This is a genomic window from Streptomyces sp. WAC07094, from assembly GCF_036320405.1.
Taxonomy (GTDB): Bacteria; Actinomycetota; Actinomycetes; order Streptomycetales; family Streptomycetaceae; genus Streptomyces; species Streptomyces lannensis.
Window position 1 is genome coordinate 119926 of sequence record NZ_JAVMJZ010000002.1, and the last position, 14406, is coordinate 134331.

The 14406-nt window shown below is 69.1% G+C and carries 14 protein-coding genes and 3 pseudogenes; 9 read left to right on the plus strand and 8 right to left on the minus strand.

Annotated features, from left to right (window positions below; translation table 11 throughout):
* Window positions 1-113: 113 nt before the first annotated feature.
* Window positions 114-293, minus strand: a pseudogene (locus RCR19_RS38635) (NUDIX hydrolase); the annotation flags it as partial.
* 46 nt (window positions 294-339) lie between these two features.
* On the minus strand, window positions 340-1683 hold the full coding sequence (locus RCR19_RS38640; RefSeq protein ID WP_331269773.1) for a transposase: 1344 nt from the start codon (window positions 1681-1683) through the stop codon (window positions 340-342).
* 25 nt (window positions 1684-1708) lie between these two features.
* Between RCR19_RS38640 and tnpA the strand changes: the two genes are divergently transcribed.
* Window positions 1709-2140, plus strand: a complete 432-nt coding sequence (tnpA, locus tag RCR19_RS38645) for an IS200/IS605 family transposase (RefSeq protein WP_331269774.1) — start codon at window positions 1709-1711, stop codon at window positions 2138-2140.
* Window positions 2141-2238: 98 nt separating this feature from the next.
* Here the strand turns inward: tnpA and RCR19_RS38650 are convergent.
* Together RCR19_RS38650 and RCR19_RS38655 are read right to left on the minus strand one after the other, a co-directional pair.
* Window positions 2239-2518 (minus strand): annotated as a pseudogene (locus RCR19_RS38650) (NUDIX domain-containing protein); the annotation flags it as partial.
* An 88-nt stretch (window positions 2519-2606) separates the two neighbouring features.
* Window positions 2607-3194: an Imm21 family immunity protein gene (locus RCR19_RS38655; RefSeq protein WP_331269775.1), complete on the minus strand. Its 588-nt coding sequence runs from the start codon at window positions 3192-3194 to the stop codon at window positions 2607-2609.
* A 359-nt stretch (window positions 3195-3553) separates the two neighbouring features.
* Here RCR19_RS38655 and RCR19_RS38660 point away from each other — a divergent pair, with 359 nt between their 5' ends.
* Window positions 3554-4552, plus strand: coding sequence for an NAD(P)H-dependent glycerol-3-phosphate dehydrogenase (locus tag RCR19_RS38660; RefSeq protein WP_331269776.1), 999 nt, complete (start codon window positions 3554-3556; stop codon window positions 4550-4552).
* A gap of 58 nt (window positions 4553-4610) precedes the next feature.
* Here RCR19_RS38660 and RCR19_RS38665 read toward each other — a convergent pair whose 3' ends face one another.
* Together RCR19_RS38665 and RCR19_RS38670 are read right to left on the minus strand one after the other, a co-directional pair.
* Window positions 4611-5072 carry a MarR family transcriptional regulator gene (locus tag RCR19_RS38665; protein ID WP_331269901.1) on the minus strand — a complete coding sequence of 154 codons (462 nt, stop codon included), beginning with the start codon at window positions 5070-5072 and terminating at the stop codon, window positions 4611-4613.
* Between the two features lie 102 nt (window positions 5073-5174).
* Window positions 5175-5540, minus strand: a pseudogene (locus RCR19_RS38670) (helix-turn-helix domain-containing protein); the annotation flags it as partial.
* Between the two features lie 86 nt (window positions 5541-5626).
* Here RCR19_RS38670 and RCR19_RS38675 point away from each other — a divergent pair.
* The 7 genes from RCR19_RS38675 to RCR19_RS38705 all read left to right on the plus strand — a co-directional run bounded on the left by RCR19_RS38675 (window position 5627) and on the right by RCR19_RS38705 (window position 12088).
* Window positions 5627-6292 (plus strand): DUF4097 family beta strand repeat-containing protein, encoded by a 666-nt coding sequence (locus tag RCR19_RS38675; protein ID WP_331269777.1) that lies wholly within the window; start codon window positions 5627-5629, stop codon window positions 6290-6292.
* 556 nt (window positions 6293-6848) lie between these two features.
* On the plus strand, window positions 6849-7415 hold the full coding sequence (locus RCR19_RS38680; RefSeq protein WP_331269778.1) for a Uma2 family endonuclease: 567 nt from the start codon (window positions 6849-6851) through the stop codon (window positions 7413-7415).
* Window positions 7416-7530: 115 nt separating this feature from the next.
* The gene (locus RCR19_RS38685; RefSeq protein ID WP_331269779.1) at window positions 7531-7926 is read left to right on the plus strand and encodes a hypothetical protein; all 396 of its coding nucleotides are present in this window, start codon (window positions 7531-7533) and stop codon (window positions 7924-7926) included.
* A gap of 362 nt (window positions 7927-8288) precedes the next feature.
* On the plus strand, window positions 8289-9179 hold the full coding sequence (locus tag RCR19_RS38690) for a S41 family peptidase (protein WP_331269780.1): 891 nt from the start codon (window positions 8289-8291) through the stop codon (window positions 9177-9179).
* 283 nt (window positions 9180-9462) lie between these two features.
* Window positions 9463-11040: a rifampin monooxygenase gene (gene rox, locus RCR19_RS38695; RefSeq protein ID WP_331269781.1), complete on the plus strand. Its 1578-nt coding sequence runs from the start codon at window positions 9463-9465 to the stop codon at window positions 11038-11040.
* A gap of 422 nt (window positions 11041-11462) precedes the next feature.
* Entirely contained in the window at window positions 11463-11711 is a 249-nt protein-coding gene (locus RCR19_RS38700; protein WP_331269782.1) for a hypothetical protein, read from the plus strand.
* A complete protein-coding gene (locus RCR19_RS38705; protein ID WP_331269783.1) occupies window positions 11711-12088 on the plus strand; it encodes a fic family toxin-antitoxin system, toxin component in 378 nt (125 codons plus the stop codon). The genes RCR19_RS38700 and RCR19_RS38705 overlap by 1 nt, the downstream gene beginning before the upstream one ends.
* A gap of 510 nt (window positions 12089-12598) precedes the next feature.
* On the opposite strand, the gene RCR19_RS38710 is transcribed toward RCR19_RS38705, so the two are convergent.
* Window positions 12599-13384 carry a DUF6114 domain-containing protein gene (locus tag RCR19_RS38710; protein ID WP_331269784.1) on the minus strand — a complete coding sequence of 262 codons (786 nt, stop codon included), beginning with the start codon at window positions 13382-13384 and terminating at the stop codon, window positions 12599-12601.
* Window positions 13385-13537: 153 nt separating this feature from the next.
* Entirely contained in the window at window positions 13538-14161 is a 624-nt protein-coding gene (locus RCR19_RS38715) for a DUF6230 family protein (RefSeq protein ID WP_331269785.1), read from the minus strand.
* Between the last annotated feature and the right edge of the window lie 245 nt (window positions 14162-14406).

Here is a 14406-nt window from a genome sequence, read left to right on the forward strand (position 1 = left end):
CCCGGCAGGGGTGAGCGGGGGCACGTAGCGGGCCTGCCGCTGGTCCACCGGTGAACGGCGCCGCCAGCGGGGAGCAGTTTCGGACTTTGATGGCGCCTCAGTGCTGGATCAGGGCCGCCGACCCGGACGGCGGCGACGTGGCCGGTTGCCGGCAGCGTCTGAGCCAGGACGAGGCCGATATCAACCAGCGACGACCGGCGCAGGCCCGCGACATCGGAAATCGGAGTCCAGACCGACTCGGCGATTTCACCGGTCGGCTCCGGCCGAAGCCGACCGTCGGTGATACGAACCTGTTGAAGTTCTCCCCTCTCTTCGCAAGCTCAGGGAGGGGATTCCCGTCTACCTTTCGGCGACAGGCTTGACGGATTTACCCGCCTTACGACCGCGCCTTCCGGCGGCCGGGATCTCCATGATGATGTGGCCGATCCGATACAGGTGCAGGATGTTCCGGGCCGCGTTCCAGTCGGCGTTTCCGGTCCATCCACACTCGGTGTTCTTGCACGCGAACAGCTCTTGGGTCTCTCGGCTGCCTGGCGTGATGAAGCCGCACGCTGAGCATCGCTGGGAGGTGTACGGGGCCGGTACCTTGACCAGCTCGCTGCCGCGCCGGGCGAGCTTGTACGTCAGCATCATGACCGTCCGCCCCCACGCCTCTTGTGTGATGGAGCGGTTCGTACCGGCCTTGGCCTTGGCCCCGTTGCGCAGGTAATTGCCTTCGTTGCTGGGGTCGGGCTTCGGCTTGGGCGCTTTGGTCATGCCGAGGATGTTGAGCTGTTCGACCACGACCGTGCCGTAGGTGCGGGCGAGGTAGGTGGTCGTCTGGTGCTGCCAGTCCAAGGCTCGTCGCGTGGCTTTTGCTCGGAGCCGCTTGATCTGGTCGTAGGTGTGCTGCAAGCGGCGGGAGGTCTTCTCCCCCTTCTTGCGGAAAGACTTCTGGTGTGCGGCCTGCCGCTCCAGCGTGAGGAGCTTGGCCTTCTCCTTCTGGGTGAGCCACTTGTCCCGGTCAGCGGTTCCGTCCGGGAGACGGGACGGACGTCCGTGGTCCTGGTGGTCCTCGTTGGAGAGGGCAAGGGGGACGTTCACTCCGGCGTCGATGCCGACCTCCGGCCCCTGGCGGGGCTCGGGCCTGGCCTCCACGGTCTGCACGCGGAATGCGATGTGCCAGCCCAAAGCGTCCCTGACCAGCCGGGCGCCGGTGATCCGGTTCCCCTTGGTCGCTTTCTTGCCCACGGGCAGGTCCATGGTCCAGCGGAAGCGAACCCGGCCCACCTTGGGGATGTTGACCATGCCCCAGCGGCGGTGCACGCGGACGATGTTCAGGTCCCGACCCTGCGGGATGTCCACGGACATCGCGGAGCGGAAGCGGCCCTTGTAGTTCGGCTCGCCAGCGCGGCCTTCCCAGCAGTTCTTCCAGCTCTGGAAGTACGTCTTCAAGACGGCCTGCGCGGCCTGCGCGGGCAGCTTGCCGAGGTAATCGAGATCCTTACGCCCCTGCCGTATCGCTTCGTCGGCGGCGGCAAGGGTGCGCTTGCCCTTGGGGAGCATCGTCCACCAGGAGTGCAGGCAGTTCCACATCGTGCGGGCCGCGTGCGCCTGGTCGTCCAGGAGCCGGATTTCGGCAGTGCTGAGCGCCAGCCGGGCACGGTGCCCGAACTGCCGTTTCACCAGGCAGAGTTCGCTCACAGCGATCACCATACACAGTTGGTCTATGTCACCGCGCTGGAACCCTCATCCCGATGTCAGGACCGGACGCCACGTCGTCACCAACCTTCACGTCCACTTGGTGTGCGTCACCAAGTACCGGCGTAAGGCCTTCACCGACGAGATACTGACGCGCTGCGAGGAGATCATGCGAGAGGTGTGCACCGCCTTCGCAGCCGACCTGAAGCAGTTCAACGGCGAACAGGACCATATCCACCTACTCGTGCACTATCCTCCCAACGTCCAGCTTTCCAAGCTGGTCAATTCCCTCAAGGGCGTCTCTGCCCGCCTGCTACGCAGGGAGTACGACACGCACGTGCGCCGGTACCTGTGGGGCGGACACTTCTGGTCCGGCTCGTACTTCGCCGGAAGCTGCGGCGGGGCGCCGCTGACCGTCGTACAGCATTACATCGAGCGGCAGCAGCGCCCCGTGGACTGAGGTATACAGTGCCAACCCATACTCACGCGCGGGGCAGAGCGGGCTTGAGACGGCCTTCACCACCGCCCTGAAAGGCGGCCCACTGGCCAAGATCAAAGGTAGAAGACGCCGACATTGTGATGCTCCGGTCCGCCGGGGACGGCACGTTCGGCCGCGGGGATGACCCGGGAGTCCACCCCCCAGCAGGCGATCCATCACCGCGTCGCAGCCGGTCTCCTCGGCCACCTCCCGGATCACCGCGTCGAACGGATCCTCGGCGTGCTCGACCCTGCCACCCGGAAGGGTCCAGTTGCTCTCGCCTTTCGGCGGCACGTGACGGGCGAGCAGTACCCGTCCACCCTCGAGGCACACGGCATACGCCGCCAGCCGAAAACTCATCCCGGAACCATAGCCCGATGTCCAAGATTCAGCAGTGACGAGGCCACTGCGGAACAGCCCCCGTGAGACGAGCCGTTGGCAGGCGGCATCAGGAATCGGTGGGCAGGATCTGGACCAGACCGACCCAGTTGCAGTCGTCCGCCTGGGTGTGGGTGGCTCGGATCGTGTAGTGGCCGGCGGGCAGCGGGACCGGGGCCTGGGCAGGATAGCCGCCGCCGGGGTAAGCGATGTTCAGTTCGGAGCCCGCGTCGGCGGAGTCCATGAGGACGGCCGGCCCGTTGAGGACCCATGTGCCGCACTCCTGCCACCGGGTGGCGGGGTCTGCGAGGACGGTCTCTGCCGCGGCCTTGAGTCCGCTCTCGGAGTCGGCGGCGAGCCACTGCAGGAAAGCCCGGTGCCCGGGCAGGTAGCAGCTGGTGGCCGGCTCGTCCGCGAGGACCAGTGCCTGCGCACCGCTCGCGCCGACGGTGGTCACACCGGCCGGACCGTCCACCGCGCAAGCACGGTCGTAGTCGTCCGGTGCGGTGGCGTCTCCTGCCATGATCCCGGCCGGTGTGCACCCACGCCATGCGGCCAACGCTGAGACGGGGACGACGATCAACGGTCCGCCCATCGACTGTACCCAGACGGAGGAGGCGGCCGACGCACCGGTCGCGGTGGGCGAAGAGGCGTTCATGCCGTCAGTGTGCCCCCGCCCACCGACAACGCCCGTGGGCGGGTGCGTCGGCGCCCAATTCCGGGAGCGGCTTGGCGCGTTGCGGCGGCCCGCATCCGTCGCCGGCAGGTGTGCCCGGCCGTCGCCGCTTTCGTACTTCTGCGCTGACGGGCGGGGCGGGACGGTGTCGGTCGGCGTGGTGGGTGAGGTGTCCGGGGTGAACTCTTGTCGTCCGCTTTCCCCGGCCGGTGTGCCCGGGCAGTTCACCCTGGTGGTGCCTCGCGTCTGCGCGAGGTATGGGTGTGGGTGGCCGATAGGATGGCCCGCCCTTGCCGGCAGCGATGAGGGGTGTTGCGGTGAACTTGTATCGTCCGTGCTGCGTGGTGCGTGCGGCAGTGCTGTCGGCCGGGTCCTGGGGGACCGCCGCCGCGAAGGTCCTGGCCGATGCCGGCAGCGATGTGGTCGTTCATGCCCGCCGTGGCGAGGTCGCCGACGCCATCAACACCCGGCATCGTAATCCGGCGTACTGGCCAGAGAGCGAGCTGCCCGCCGCCTTGAGGGCGACGACCGACCCGGCCCTTGCCCTGGACGGCGCCGAGTACCTGGTGCTCTCCATTCCCGCCCAGACCCTCCGCGGGAACCTCGCTGCGTGGGCGCCGTACATCGGCCCGGACACGGTGATCGTGTCGTTGATGAAGGGCATCGAGGCGGGGACCGGGCTGCGGGCGAGCCAGGTGATCACGGAGGTGACGGGGCTGCCGGCGGAACGCATCGCGGTGCTCTCCGGCCCGAACCTGGCGGCCGAGATCATGGCGGGGCGGCCCGCGGCCGCCACCGTTGCATGCTCCGACGAGAGCGTCGCGCAACGCGTGCAGAAGGCGTGCCACACCACCTACTTCCGCCCTTACACGAGCACCGACGTGATCGGCTGTGAACTCGGCGGCGCCCTGAAGAACGTGATCGCTCTCGGGGCGGGCATCGCCACGGGCATGGGGGTCGGGGCCAACGCGACGGCGGTGCTGATCACCCGGGGCCTGGCGGAGACCACCCGCCTCGCGGTCGCGATGGGCGCGGATGCGGCCACCCTCGCCGGCCTTGCAGGTCTGGGCGACCTCGTGGCAACGTGCTCGTCTCCGCTCTCCCGCAACTACGCCTTCGGCGCACACCTCGGCCGCGGCTTGAGCGTGGAGCAGGCGGCGGCCGTCACCTGCCGGACCACCGAGGGCGTCCGCAGCGCCGAGGCCGTCCTTGACCTCGCCCACGCCCACGGAGTGGAGATGCCGATCACACGCGTCGTCGTCGCGCTGCTGAACGAGAAGATCAGCCTCGAGGAGGCCACCGCCGCACTCATGCAGCGGCCCCCCAAACCCGAACGGTGACCTGCCCCTTCGCGTGCGCCCGCCGGGCCGCCCGTGAGAGTGGTGGCGGTGGGGTCGTTCATGGTTGGTCGGGGTGGGGCGGGCTGGTGTCGGTGGAGGCGTCGGCGGTGGCTGGTTTGGTGTGGAGGACTTCGCGGGCTTGTTCGGCGGCGCGGGTGATGCTTTCGCTGATGAAGTCGAGGAAGCGGGCGATGTTTTCCAGGCGGGTGGCGGCGGGGGTGTGCGGGCCGAGGACGGTGACGCCCTGGCGTGCGGTTTCGACGAGTTGGTCGTTGGAGCGGGCGCTGGCGATGGTCGCCTGGTAGAAGAGTTCGTCGTCGACGATGTATCGGTCTCGGCGGCGTTCGTCGCGTTCGCGGCGCACCAGGCTCTGGCTCTCCAGGAAAGCGATGGCCTTGGAGATGGACGCCGGGCTGACCTTCAGGCGCTCGGCGAGTTGGGACGCGGTGAGGCTGCCCGCGTCGGTGGTGAACAGGCAGGTCAGCACCCGGGCCGTCATCTTGGTCAGGCCGGAGGCCATGAGGACGGTGGTGAGGGTCTCCTCGTACTCGGCCACGGCGGTGGCGTCGCGTCCGTCGACCTGGGGGGCCGTGTGGGGGGTGCGGGAGGAGGCGGGCAGGCGGCGGTGGGCGCGGCGTTCGGTGGCGCGGTGGGCCAGGTCGGCGCGGTAGGCGGCGGGGCCGCCGTTGCGCATCACCTCACGGGTGATGGTCGAGGTCGGACGCTCAAGGCGCCGGGCGATCTCGGCGTAGGGGAGGCTGTCGGCCAGCCCCAGCGCGATCTGCTGGCGTTCCTGCTGGGTGAGCCTGCCTCCCGGCATCGTGATCTCCCTGATGGTGCTCGTGTGAGGGTCCTTGCCCGGTGGTTCCCGGCCCCGGTCACTATAGCGTTCACTCTCCATCCATTGCAATGATCGACAACAGGGTCGTTGCGTTACCGACAAGCTCGTTGCAACAGTTTCTAGTGAGCTACCTGCCCAGATACCCATTCCGTGCAACGAGAGCGTTGCCAAGCAATGGAAAGCAACGTAGCGTTTCTGGAGTCGGAAACAGTGAGTGTGTATGGGAGAGCATCATGCAGACGTTCGCCAGCCCCACCCCGATCTCCGCCGTCCTCGAGGTTGCGGCCGGACGTATCCAGTTCATCGCCGCCGACCGTGCCGACACCGTCGTCGAGGTCCGGCCCGCCGACCCGGCCAAGGGACGAGACGTGCGCTGCGCCGAGCAGACCCGCGTCGAGTACGCCGACGGCGTCCTGCGGATCCACACCCCTGAGGGGGCGAACCGGCTTGTGGGCCCGTCCGGCTCGCTGGAGGTCACCGTCCAACTGCCCGCCGGCTCCCGCGTCGAGGCCAAGGCCGCAAGCGCCGAGCTGCGCGGTGTCGGTCGTCTCGGCGATGTCGTCTTCGACGGCGCCTACCGCCACATCAAGATCGACGAGGCGGCGAGCGTCCGCCTCACCGCGGTCGACGGCGACGTCGAGATCGGCCGGCTGGGCGGCCCCGCCACGATCAGTACCGCCCGCGGCGACATCCGGATCACCGAGGCCGTGCGCGGCACGGTCGAACTGCGCACCCAGTCGGGCGACATCACCCTCGGCGCCGCCGCCGGCGTCTCGGCCGCCCTGGACGCCCACACCGGCCTCGGCCGTATCAGCAACGCCCTCAAGAACGACGGCACCACCGGGCTCGACATCCACGCCACCACCTCCCACGGCGACATCACCGCCCGCAGCCTGTGAACACCGGCGGATCCCGCCCTTCAGGCGGGATCCGCCGGGCCGTCACCGACCACTTGGTTCCCGTCTGGAGGCGGTGTGCAGTCCTGGTCGCGGGGGCCTGTACCTGCCGCACACGACGCCTGATCCGCCACATGGGGGGGGACCACATGACGAAGATGCGCACTGCCGCGGCCGTGGACGGGCGTGGGCGTTCTGTCGGCCTCGAGACTCCTCGTCCGGAGCCGTTTTTTCGCGAGCGACAGGCACTGCTCGCCTGCAGAGGGTCTGTATGGGCAGGGGTTTGGAAGACGGAAAGCCTTCCCGGGCCGGGCCAGGGGGAACTTCTCGGCATGCACCTGTTGTGCAGCCACACAGGCCTACTGCCCGTTCCGGCCGGGATTCGCCTGAGGTGTCGGCCGGTGACGTAGACGGAACTCTTCACTCGTCGCGGGCTCCCTGGTCGGATGACGGCTGAGGGAACGGGGCGTGAGCGACGTCAGCGGTGCCGGACTGATGGCGGATAGTACGCTGAACCCAGCGGGATCGGCCCCGCAGCAGAGCGTCCAGGAGGTGCTTCATGACAGCCGACATGGTGGCCCCGGCGTGGATGCATGAGCAGATCACGGCTGAGGAGTATGAGTCCTGGTCCGAGGAGCAGTGCGCCGGTGTCGAGATCGTGGACGGGATGGTCGTCGTGAGTCCGAGTGCGTCCAAGCGGCACAACCGGCTGGCCCGGATTCTGGCGAACGCCCTTGATGCCGCCGCGGGCCCGGAGTGGAACGCCGACACGGGCTTCGACGTCCGGCTTCAGGACCTACCGCTGACCAATCGCCGCCCGGACGTCGTCGTATACCGCGCCGACACGATCGACATCACCCCCACCCGCCCTGAGCACGTGCTGCTGGTCGCGGAGGTGGTGTCGCCAGGCTCGGAGACCACCGACCGGATCGTGAAGGTCGACCAGTACGCCAAGGCAGGCATCGGCTTCTACTGGCGGATCGAGCAGGCCGCGACAGGCGTTCCGCTCGTATACACATACGTTCTCGACCCCGCGACGAAAACCTACCGGGACGGAGACGTGTTCACCGGCGTCCTCAAGGCAGTGGCCCCCTTCCCAGTGGAGATCGACCTCGGGCAGGTGTGACCCATGCGCGGCTCAGCAGTCGACACCGCGTGAGCGGACAGCCCGCAACCCGCAGCACTGCCTGGGCAGCGTCCTGGTCGACGGCACGTCCTCCTATGACTGACTGGACGAGGCCATGGAACAGCGGAACACCACCCTGTTTCGGCGGATGGGCTGGTTCCTGCCACTGCTGCGGCCGACCGGCCTGGCCCCGCGGATGAGCGCCGCGCAGCAGGCACACAGCAACATCGAGCTCGGCAGGCTCTCCCGCACCCACGAACTGGGCCCGGTCCTTGACGACATCACCTTCCCCGCGCGCTACGTGGTCGCCTCGGGCACATCCTTCGGCAGCCGCGGGGACGAGCAGGAGCTCATCCGCACCAGCCGCGATACGGTGACCGCCCGCAACCCGAACATCCGCATCGGCGCGAAGGTCACCAGCAACCACGGCGCGATCCTGAAGAAGGACTACGGGGCCGTCGCCGGCGCCGTCCGCGAGGTCGCCGCCCCCGACCACCACGGGAAGCGCTGACGACACCAGGGGCGGGCCCGCGGTCCGCCCGCACACCGCACGCCCCTGGTGCGGCCACGTTCCGCGGCCCACGCGCGGTGCCGGGGCGGGGAGTTGGAGCACCGGTCGTGCGGAGGCCGCACCGGCCCCGGTCTCCTCGCTCCACCCCGCGGTCATCTCGGCCGCACGGTCATCTCCTGCCCGGGGAACAAGAGGTTGCGCAGGCAGGCGATCCGGATGAAGCGGGCGGTCTCCACCGGGCCGTCGCACAGCGTCCGGCGCTGAGGGGGCGCATCGCCCAGGAAGTCGGTGAGCGGAGCACGAGAAGAAGCAGCCGTGAAATCCGTTGGGCACGCGTTCGACCCGGACCTACCATCGCGCACATGACGACTCATCACGAGATACTCGACGCCGCGCTGGCCCGGATCACCACCGGCTATGTCTTCCCCGAACAGACGGCTGCCATCGACGCCGCGATCCGGCATCGGCTGGCCGAAGGCGCATATCAGAACCTGGACGTGCGAGAGCTGTGCGAGCGCGTCACGGACGACCTCCAGAGTGTCTGTCCGGACAAGCATTTGCGGTTGTTGTGGACCGAGGAGCCGCAGTCGATGGACGAGGAGCCGGAGGACGTTGCCCGCGCCCGCTTCGCGCAGTACGCCCGGGAGAGTAATTACGGCGTCCGGCGCGTGGAGCAACTCGACGACAACATCGGCTACCTCGACCTGCGCATGATCGCTCCCGCCGATCTGGGTGGCCCCGCCATCGCCGCCGCCATGCAACTGCTCGCTTCCACCGAGGCATTGGTCATCGACCTGCGGCAGTGCCGGGGTGGCTCACCGGAGGGCGTGCAGTTGTGGTGCAGCTACTTCTTCGCCGACGACGGGGTGCACCTGAACGACATCTACGAGCGGGCCACGGGCTCGACCCGCCAGTACTGGACCCTCGGGCACCTGGCCGCACCGCGCTACCTGGACCGCCCGGTCACCGTGCTGACCAGCGACCTCACCTTCTCCGGCGGAGAGGAGCTGGCGTACAACCTGAAGGTGCTGGGGCGCGCCACCCTGATCGGCCAGACCACCCGCGGTGGCGCCCATCCCACGGACCGTATTCCGGTCGCCCCGCACGTTACCGTGACCGTTCCCGCCGCCCGCTCGATCAACCCGGTCACCGGCACCAACTGGGAAGGCGTCGGAGTCGAGCCTAATGTGGCCATCGCGGCCGGGGACGCGCTGAAGGCGGCGCTGGAGGATCTGCGCACGCGGATCGGCTGAGCAGCGCTCGACGCTTCGCGCAACGCGTGGACCACCTACCGCTGGGATGCACGTCCCCCACAACACCGGCCATGAGGGGCCGCATGTCTGCGCGGCATTTTAAGGATTGGACTCGGTGATGCCGGGGCTTGTAGCTTGCAGTTGACCGGACACCGCCCGAGGAGGTGAGACCCATGAACGCTGTATCGATGTGGGTGCTCCCCCTTTCCGTCACGGTCGGGCGATTGACGTAGGTGTCGCCGGGAGCGCCTGGACAACAGGGCACTCCCGAAAGGCAACACCCATGGACTCTGTGCAGTTCACCCCCGAGCCGTCGTCGAACGACACGGCCGAACACGCCATCCCCGTCGGCGACACCCCGGCGGGCGCCATCCCGGTGGGCGACGTCCCCGGCGCTGTCCCGGCGCCGGCGTCCGGCGCCGATCGTGCGCCGCTCATCTTCGATGTGATCATCGCCGGGTGCGGGCCGACCGGCGCGATGCTGGCCGCCGAACTGCGGCTGCACGAAGTGCGGGTACTCGTCGTGGAGAAGGAAACCGAGCCCGCACCGTTCGTCCGCATCGTCGGGCTGCACATACGCAGTCTCGAGCTGATGGCGATGCGCGGACTGCTGGACCGTCTGCGCGCACACGGACGACAGCGTCCGGCCGGCGGATTCTTCGCCGCCATCAACAAACCCGCGCCCAAGAACCTGGATTCCGCGCACGCCTATCTGCTGGGCATCCCGCAGCCGGTCCTCGTCCGCCTGCTCGAGGAACACGCCATCCACCAGGGTGCGCAGGTCCGGCGCGGTTGCGCGGTGGCCGGTGTCCGGCAGGACGACGAGGGGGTGAGTGTCGAGCTGGCCAACGGCGAACAACTGCGTTCGCGCTACCTCGTCGGCTGTGACGGGGCGCGCAGTACGGTGCGCAAACTCCTCGGCGTCGGCTTCCCAGGCGAGCCCTCACGGAGCCATACGCTGATGGGCGAGATGGAAGTGGGTGTGCCGCCCGAGGAGATCGCCGCCAAAATGAGCGAAATCGGCAAGAGGAACAGGCGATTGTGGCTCAGGCCCGTCGGCACTGGCGTATACAGCGTCGTCGTCCCCGCCGCGAACGTCGGCGACCGCGCACAACCACCCACCCTGGAAGATTTCAGGCAACAGTTGCGCGCCGTCGCCGGAACCGATTTCGGCGTGCACTCCCCGCGCTGGCTGTCCCGCTTCGGGGACGCCACCCGGCTGGCCGAACGGTACCGGGTCGGGCGGGTGCTGCTGGCAGGCGATGCGGCACACATCCATCCACCCACCGGCGGACAGGGCGTCAACCTGGGCGTCCAGGACGCCTTCAACCTCGGCTGGAAACTGGCCGCGCAGATCCGCGGCTGGGCGCCGGACACCCTGCTGGACACCTACCACGCCGAACGCCGTCCGGTCGCCCAGGACGTGCTGGACAACACCCGCGCCCAGGAGGAACTCCACTCCACCGAACCGGGCCCCCAGGCCGTGCGCAGGCTGCTCACCGAACTGATGGACTTCGACGAGGTGAACCGCCATCTGATCGAGAAGATCACCGCGATCGGCGTCCGCTACGACTTCGGTGAAGGCCCCGACCTGCTCGGCCGGCGCCTGCGCGACATCGACGTGAAACAGGGCCGCCTCTACGATCTGCTGCACCGCGGTCGCGGCCTGCTCCTGGACCGCACCGGCCACCTGAGTCCCGGCGGCTTCTCGGACCGGGTCGATCACCTCGCGGACCCCACCGCGGCACTGGATGCTCCGGGCGTCCTGCTCCGGCCCGACGGCCACGTCGCCTGGATCGGCGACGATCAGCAGGACCTCGACAACCACCTGTGCCGCTGGTTCGGCAAACCCGCCGACTGATATCGCCCGAGGCCGTCCGAGCAGCCGAAAGTGCCCGACAGGAGATGAAAACGGCCAGTGGCGGCTGACCATCTCGAGGCAGGAGGCAGCATCAGCCGTGGTGCTCTGGAGCCAGGGGGTCGGCCCGCAAGAAGGGGTGTCCTGCGCGGGAGGACCACACGACGGCCACAGAGCACCGCGGAGCGGATACCGGCCAGGCGGCCGTGCGCTCGGACTGCCCCATCCGGTCTGACGACCGGCCCGGGCAACGGGGGAGAGGGCACAAGACGCGGGGCGGGCCGTCGTCCGCGGCCTGCCACTCGCCCACGAAACCCCGCCGCGACGCTGCCGGGCCGGCCGCGGACAGAGCCCGGCCCGGCGGCTTGCCGGTGAAGTCCGCTGCGGAGCGCCCCCCGATTGGTAACAGCTGTTACCATCGGGGGGTGGCGAAGACACAGAAGACACAACTCGGTGCACGCGTTGATGACGAGATCAAGCAACTGGCCGAAGCACGAGCCAGGGACCGTGGTCTGAGCCTCGGCGACTACATCGCGGTCCTCGTACGCGAGGACACCGAAGGCCTGCGGCGGCGCGGGCTGGATGCAGCGGAGCGCTTCCTCGCCGAGCACCAGGGCGTCTTCGACGAAGCCGAAACCGCCGATCGTCCCGCCCCGGGAGCGCACGCCGCGTAATGGACCTGTACATCGACGTCCCCTGGATCCTGCAGGTTGCCGAATTGGCCGGGGCAGGCGATCCCTCGCCCGACGACTACGGAGTACCCATCGCCGCGGTCGCCTGCCACCGGGCCGAACTGCTCGAGCAGCCCGTCTACGACGGCCCCTACGCCCGCGCCGCCGCCCTGGTGCACGTCCTGGGCCGCTGCCGCTGGCTGGAGCGCTCCAACCTGGCCGTTGCCGCGGCCACCGGGGTGATGTACCTGGAGGCCTCCGGTATCCCGGTCAAGCCCACCCGCGAGGATGCCGTCGCCCTGCGCGAGATGATGCGTGACCCCGGCTGCACCGCCGCACGGATCGCCGCCCTGCTGCGCTCCTGGCCGCAGCCCACCTGAACCGGCCGCCGACCCCGCCGCTCCTCCGAGGGGGCCCCGGGGCCATGCGGTGTCCGGGGGGGCCCGGCCGGTGGTGATGCCGCGTCAGAACGCCACGGCTTGATCGTGGGTCGCGGAGGGGGTTAACAACTGTTGTGTGGCACATCAGTGAACGTCAGTCTTTCTCAACTGGGCCGTATGCCGGTCCCGGTTCGTCAGACGCCGTCCGGGACGTAGCTGGTCGACGAAGGCGCTGCGGCACTGAGGCGAAGGGCGGCACGTCCTGCCGGTCGGCCAGGAGCCGGGCCCAGGCAGGGGCCGCGGCGGCCCCAGAACCGGCGCCGGCCAGGAATGCGTCGCTGACCTGCAACGCGGTCTGCACCAAGGGAAGGGACGAGGGGTCGGCTTCGGTCAGGTAGTCGGCCAGCGCCTCCAAGACCGGACGCAGGGCACCGTCGGCCTCGGGCACGTCGATACCGGCGAACTGCGGCTGGGTAGCGCCCCCGTCCCGTGACGGCCGGGCGGCCCGGCTCAGTGCGGTCCGTCGTGCGGCTGCGCCGGGGCCGGGGGCGGCGGGTCGGCGGCAGAGATCCGCTCGAGTTCCACCGTCTCCTCCAGATCCGCCCGCGCACCCCGGCCTTCCCGGTCCTCACGCTCTCCTCGCGAGTCCCGGTTCTCCCGCTCTTCCACGCCCTCCTTCCGTTCCTGTTCGTCCTTCCCTTCCTGCTCACCCTGTTCGCCCGGGCCCTCCTTCCCTTCTCGCTCACCCGGCTCGCCCCGCTCGTCCCGGTCCGGCCGGTCCTCCAGGCCCGCCCATTGCTCCAAGCTTGCCCAGCCGTCCGGGTCCTGCCGGTTCTCCCGGTCCTCGAGGTCCTGGCGGTCCTGCTCTGCTGTGGGCGGGTCGGGTGCGGGCATCCAGGCGCAGGCCAGGGAGCCGCCGACCAGGCCGCATGTCAGTCCCAGGAACAGGCCGCCGAAGTTGGCGAGGGGGAAGGAGGTCAGGGAGAGCAGCAGCGCTGCGATCCCGGCGAAGACGCGGTGCTGCTGCTGGAACCACAACGTCAGGCCCAGGACGACGAGGAGGACCCCGATGATGAGGGATCCCGCGCCGGACGTGGTCGACAGGGCCAGCACGATGCCTTGCAGATCCAGGTCCGTGTAGGGGAAGTAGATGATGGGCAGTCCCGCTGTCATGGTGAAGGCCCCGGCCCAGAAGGGCCGTTCGCTCCGCCAGGTCCGGAATTTGCGCCACAGGCCGGCCACGGCGGTGGTGGTGCGCCGTGCCGGGCGCGGGTCGGACATCGGATCCAGGAACACGTCTCTCCCTGGGGTGGGGACGGAAGCAAGAAGAGGAGGGCGGGCGGGTGTGGGTCAGAGGGTGCGCTCGCGTCTGGTGCGCTCGCGCCGCGGGCCCGCCGGGGGGCCGCGAAAGTGGAGACGGGGGTGTGGGGGAGGGGTGTTCGTGGGGGGTCAGAAGCAGGGGTTGTTGCCTTGTTCGACGCGCATGCGGAAGTTGGGGACGTTGAGGGTTCCGGCGGAGGTTGCGACTGAGATCACGCGTACGTTTTTGAGGACGACCGACTGCGCCTGTTGGGCGAAGACGTTGGGGTCGAACCAGCGCGAGTTTCTGTCTTTGGGGTTGATCGGTCCTTTGGTGACGGCGCCGGCGGCGACGCCGATGTCGATGTTGTTGGTGTTGGCCTGGGCGGCTGCGACGGAGGTGGCGTCGATGAACAGGTTTGCCGCCTCCACGGGGCGTCCGGTGCCGCCGGTCACCACCAGGGTGTAGGGGCCCAGGACGGGGATGGGGATGACGACCGACAGGCACAATCTGTTGATTTGCGCGTGGCGGAATCCGAGGACCACGACCGGTACGAGGGCGCCTTTGCGGGTCACGTCGACCATGGGGTAGATGCTCACGCCCCGGCCGCTGAGGATGTCGGCGGAGAGTTGGAAGCGTTGGCCGGAGATGAGGAACGATGCGGCGAGTGCTCCTTGGGCCATGCCGATGCCCAGGGCCGCTGCGGCGGCGAGGGACGGGACGAGGATGGCGCCGAAGCGTCTCCAGGACGTCCTGCCGGAGCGGTGCAGCATGGCGCCTCCTCCGTCGCGCATGGGGCCCCCTACCCGTGCCGGATGGAAAGGGGCGGGCGAAGTGCGGGTGGCTGCTGACGGAGTCTAGACTTCCGGGCCCGGAAGCCGACGGCACGTCAGGTCGGCCGGTCGGGTGGTATGCCCGCCGAAGGATCCCTGTCCGGGCCGGCCGCGGCGAGCGGCTGTCCAGCATTCCCGGAGAATAGAGATTCAGCGGGACGTGTCGTGGCTAGGCTGCCCGGATG

Coding starts and splice junctions, on each gene's coding strand:
- rox (WP_331269781.1), top strand. CDS start 9,463: ATGGACTCTGTGCAGTTCACCCCCGAGCCGTCGTCGAACGACACGGCC.
- RCR19_RS38665 (WP_331269901.1), bottom strand. CDS start 5,072: ATGGCCTCCGGCCTGACCAAGATGACGGCCCGGGTGCTGACCTGCCTG.
- RCR19_RS38690 (WP_331269780.1), top strand. CDS start 8,289: ATGACGACTCATCACGAGATACTCGACGCCGCGCTGGCCCGGATCACC.
- RCR19_RS38680 (WP_331269778.1), top strand. CDS start 6,849: ATGACAGCCGACATGGTGGCCCCGGCGTGGATGCATGAGCAGATCACG.
- RCR19_RS38685 (WP_331269779.1), top strand. CDS start 7,531: ATGGAACAGCGGAACACCACCCTGTTTCGGCGGATGGGCTGGTTCCTG.
- RCR19_RS38705 (WP_331269783.1), top strand. CDS start 11,711: ATGGACCTGTACATCGACGTCCCCTGGATCCTGCAGGTTGCCGAATTG.
- RCR19_RS38715 (WP_331269785.1), bottom strand. CDS start 14,161: ATGCTGCACCGCTCCGGCAGGACGTCCTGGAGACGCTTCGGCGCCATC.
- tnpA (WP_331269774.1), top strand. CDS start 1,709: ATGTCACCGCGCTGGAACCCTCATCCCGATGTCAGGACCGGACGCCAC.
- RCR19_RS38675 (WP_331269777.1), top strand. CDS start 5,627: ATGCAGACGTTCGCCAGCCCCACCCCGATCTCCGCCGTCCTCGAGGTT.
- RCR19_RS38655 (WP_331269775.1), bottom strand. CDS start 3,194: ATGAACGCCTCTTCGCCCACCGCGACCGGTGCGTCGGCCGCCTCCTCC.